The sequence below is a fragment of the Soehngenia saccharolytica DSM 12858 genome (genome assembly GCF_059568515.1).
The window spans coordinates 1-4,307 of record NZ_JCANTN010000055.1 but is presented as its reverse complement, the minus strand read 5'-3'; the positions used below and the strand labels follow the sequence as shown (position 1 = coordinate 4,307).

The following is a 4,307-nucleotide window of genomic DNA, read 5'->3' as shown; positions in this document are numbered from 1 at the left end:
ACCTGACGGTCTAAAATATCATACCAAATGCAATTTTATTCATAATGAAAATAAAAATGGCAAGCGAAAACTTTTTTTAAATTCACTTGCCGAATTCAAGATTATGTTATACTATTTAGGGGACCATTTTATCAATGAATGGCACTAATAGAAGAGTTAAGACTAGAAAGGGGATTATGATTGAAACTAGCAATATTATTATTTGTACTTACATACGCATTACTAATTATTTTACCTTATTATAGAGCATATATTGCTTTAGCATCAGGAGCTATATATATTATATTAGGTATACTTCCTGCAGATAAGGTACTTACGGTTGTAGATTGGAATGTAATCTTAATGTTAGCAGGGGCTATGGGGATTGTTTCATATTTTATTGAATCAAAAATGCCATCATTATTGGCAGACATTATATTAGAAAAGATGCCTAATGTAAAATGGGCAATTATTTCCCTATCCCTATTTGCTGGATTAATCTCAGCATTTATAGACAATGTTGCTACGGTATTAATGGTAGCTCCAGTTGCCTTAACTATAGCAAAAAAATTAAAAATATCTCCAGTTAACAGTGTAATTGCTATATCTGTTGCTTCAAATTTACAAGGTGCTGCAACTTTAGTAGGGGATACTACTTCTATTTTGCTAGGTGGATATGCAGGATTAGACTTCATAGATTTTTTTGTATTCCAAGGAAAAGCAGGTTTGTTTTGGGTAGTACAAGCAGGTGCACTAGCAGCTACAATGGTATTGTTATTCTTGTTTAAAAAAGAAACACAAAAGATTGATAAAATGAATAGAACAGTGGTTAGTGATTACTTTCCTTCTTTTCTATTAGTTTTTATGATAGTTTTATTGATTGTAGCATCATTTTTACCTAGTATGCCAAGTACGATAAATGGCATTATTTGTATGACATTATTCTTTGTGGGGACTATAAGAGATATAGTTAAAAATAAGAAAAATAACAATGCGATAAAAACAATCAAGGAAATTGATTACTTTACAATAATGTTATTAACAGGATTGTTTATAGTAATAGGGGGTATAACAGAGGCTGGGGTTGTAAATAAAATCAGTGAAATTTTCATAAAATTAAGTGGAGACAATTTATTTATCATCTATACATTAATTGTGTGGGCATCAGTTATATTTTCTGCTTTTATTGATAATATCCCGTATATAGCGACCATGCTTCCGGTAGTACAATCAATCTCAGGAATTTTAGGTGTTTCTCCATATTTATTGTATTTCGGATTGTTATCAGGAGCTACTTTGGGTGGAAATTTAACTCCTATAGGTGCATCAGCCAATATTGCAGCCCTTGGAATATTAAGAAAAGAAGGATACGAGGTAAGTGCTCCAACCTTCATGAAGATTGGTATTCCATTTACATTAACAGCTGTTACTGTAGGTTATATTTTAATTTGGTTAATCTGGGCATAGACAGTAATCATGGGTATATATACATTACTAAATACATTATGTCAATAAGGGAGGGAACTGAATGAAGATATTAGTAGCTGTAGATGGATCTGAATATTCTCATAAGGTTTTAGAAAAAGCTAAATTACTTGCAGCAGCTTTGAAAGGTGAGGTAACTATTCTTACAGTTGTAGATCCTTTAAAGGAAGTATCAAGGGTTCAGCAAAAAAGGATGAAGGATATCCTAAGAGAAGTCGCCTTTAACGAAGGGGAAGCAATCTTAAAAAATGCTTCTGAATTTTTTAAAGATTTCCCAGGGACATTTAATACTATTCAAAAGGAAGGCGATCCTGCAGAGCAAATTGTCCTTCATGCAGAAGAGGTTAACTACGATTTTGTAATTATGGGTAGCAGAGGTAGAGGTGCATTTTCAAGAACTCTCTTAGGAAGCGTATCGGACAAAGTGGTACATCATATTAATAGACCAATAATAATTGTAAAATAATATATTGGAATAAAATGTTATACAGCTAAAGCTGTGATTCCAACCAATGAACTTATTAACATATGAAACTAATAATTGTATTAATTCACAAATCCAATCCATAAGACAATTAGTATTAAGGAAGTTGGAGTAGGGATGGTACTTGATACAAGAAAATAATGAAAAGAAAAGGAGCTGACTCATTTTAGTAGATCTAAAACCTGAGAAGGCTCTTTTTTATTAGTAATATGTTAGAAGGTACAAATATTCTTAGATGTATATAATGCTTAGTGCGTAAATTGATAAACGGGGTATAAGTAAATAAAAAACTGATTTCACTAAGTAGATAGTTGCAGAATGTAAATTTAGAGTTATCCACAGGAATTAGCTTAAAATTATCAAAAATATTAATATATCAACAAAAAAAGAGTATAGAAAAACAAAGGTTTAACTCAACCTTTTAGAATTAATATTTAGTTGACTAAGATTAAGCAATTAAAGATTTAATAGCAAGAGGATTATCATAGTTTTTAGTTTTAAATATAAGTATAAAAGCGATTAGTTGAGAAATACAAGCAAGTAAAATATCTGATTTTAGAGATACGGTATTTCTAACTCTTGATGATTTAAGTTGAATGAAATTCTTAATTTGACAAATGGATCTTTCACAGATAGTTCTAAGTTTGTATAGTTTCTGCCACTTCAAGCTATCGCGAGGAATAGAAGAATTAAATCGATAATTATGATGTATAGTAATTTGCTTAATTCTTCCACACTTTGAATTGGTACATGGATTTTCACAATTTAGTATATAGCTGATTTTACCTTTAACATTAATTTTCTTAGCCTTTGGACATATATACTTTATTCTATCAGCTCTACCTTTTTCACGAGTGATACCATCGTAAATCATAGGTAAAGAAGAATCATATGGACAAAGAGGAACTCCTACTTCATTAAATCCAGGTTGTGGTAAACTAGGTGAATTACGAGGATTTAAAGAGATAATAGGCATAATGTTTTTTGATGAAGATAAGCATAATTATCATCAGCATCAAATCCAGCATCTCCTAAAAAATATTTATATGAGAAATTGGGATGCAGTTGAAAAAAAGTTTCTAGAGTTGGGATCAAAGATTTAGCATCATAGGAATCCTTAATATCTTGGGGTCTCAAATCTTGGGCAAGGTTGTTATCTGAATTAAAAAAGTTAACATTTCTAACAACACCAAGAGCATTGGTAGAGATAATACATTTTTGGAAGTATCCAAAATGGCCATTAAGATAAGCTAACTTCATATCAGGATTGGAATTAGCAGACTTAGGCATTTGACCTTGGGCATACTTTTCAATATCAAAAGTTGAATCTGGATTATCCTTAGAAAAAAATTTGGCATAAGCTTTAGCTTTACGCAGTTGAGATTGATAGAATTTAGGATTATTCTCAGTAACATAAGCTTCAACTCCAGTGGTATCAGTGATTAAGATAGAAGCTAAAAAAGGATTAGCTTTTAAGCAGAAATCCTCAGTTACATCAACCAAGTTATGAAATAGAACATTTAAATCTTCTAGGAAATTAGATTTAAACCTAGAAAATGGAGACTTATTCGGAATAGTTAAAAAACCGCAAAAATTACGTAATTCAGGAGAAATATTAAGCAAGGTAATTAGAAGGTCAACAGTAGGAATAGATAAAATATTTTTGGTTCTATAATAAATGTTGGGGTAGAAAATAATTTACCCTAACATTTATTTTTCCCTAAAAATAAAGGCTCTATAATTTTTGGTGTTGGTAATTAAAAACCAGCACCATTTTATTTACAAAAAAGATGAGACAACTGACAAACTCTGGTAAAATATAATCAACCAAAACCATATTTTAAAGGAGTGTTGTCAAATTGTCTCATAATGATTTTATACTAAATTTACTAAATTTAAAAGATAAAAATATTAAATGATAGCGTCAAGATACTATGGGTTTTAAAAATAAAAGTAATCTCCTGTTAACCTGCTACTTTAAGCATCCCTCACTGACTTGAGGAACTGGGAAGCCCAAGTCCTTTTTCCAATATTCAAAATGGTTATGTTACCGATGGTTTCGCGCGATGCTGTAAGCTTTCTCTTCCTGATAATCTCACGGTCCACTTTTACCTCCCTTGCTTCATCTATTGCTGCTTTTTTCTTTTGCATAAATATGTCATATACATTTCCGCCGTTCGCTACAAAGACCCTTAACCTGGCCATCTGGTCCACACCTATTCTACTCCAGCCCAGAGGCCGTGAGCTTAACCTGGACGATAAATAAATAAAAGAAGGCTACGCCTTTAGCGAAAATAGTTTAGTAAATCATAAATGCAATGAATTGTATCTTTTAATAAAAATAATAGCATACAATATT

5 protein-coding genes are annotated in these 4,307 nt (G+C 31.3%); 2 read left to right on the top strand and 3 right to left on the bottom strand.

What is annotated here, in order from left to right:
• Positions 1 to 180: 180 nt before the first annotated feature.
• Together BO51_RS09915 and BO51_RS09910 are read left to right on the top strand one after the other, a co-directional pair.
• Complete coding sequence (locus tag BO51_RS09915; protein ID WP_496486253.1) at positions 181 to 1,446, top strand: ArsB/NhaD family transporter; 1,266 nt, start codon at positions 181 to 183, stop codon at positions 1,444 to 1,446.
• A gap of 61 nt (positions 1,447 to 1,507) precedes the next feature.
• Positions 1,508 to 1,930 (top strand): universal stress protein, encoded by a 423-nt coding sequence (locus tag BO51_RS09910; protein ID WP_496486251.1) that lies wholly within the window; start codon positions 1,508 to 1,510, stop codon positions 1,928 to 1,930.
• Positions 1,931 to 2,396: 466 nt separating this feature from the next.
• Here the strand turns inward: BO51_RS09910 and BO51_RS09905 are convergent, their stop codons facing one another.
• The 3 genes from BO51_RS09905 to BO51_RS09895 all read right to left on the bottom strand — a co-directional run bounded on the left by BO51_RS09905 (position 2,397) and on the right by BO51_RS09895 (position 4,153).
• Positions 2,397 to 2,924, bottom strand: coding sequence for a transposase (locus tag BO51_RS09905; RefSeq protein WP_496486249.1), 528 nt, complete (start codon positions 2,922 to 2,924; stop codon positions 2,397 to 2,399).
• Positions 2,906 to 3,571, bottom strand: a complete 666-nt coding sequence (locus tag BO51_RS09900) for a hypothetical protein (RefSeq protein WP_496486247.1) — start codon at positions 3,569 to 3,571, stop codon at positions 2,906 to 2,908. The genes BO51_RS09905 and BO51_RS09900 overlap by 19 nt, the downstream gene beginning before the upstream one ends.
• Positions 3,572 to 3,925: 354 nt before the next feature.
• On the bottom strand, positions 3,926 to 4,153 hold the full coding sequence (locus BO51_RS09895) for a hypothetical protein (RefSeq protein ID WP_496486245.1): 228 nt from the start codon (positions 4,151 to 4,153) through the stop codon (positions 3,926 to 3,928).
• Positions 4,154 to 4,307: the final 154 nt, after the last annotated feature.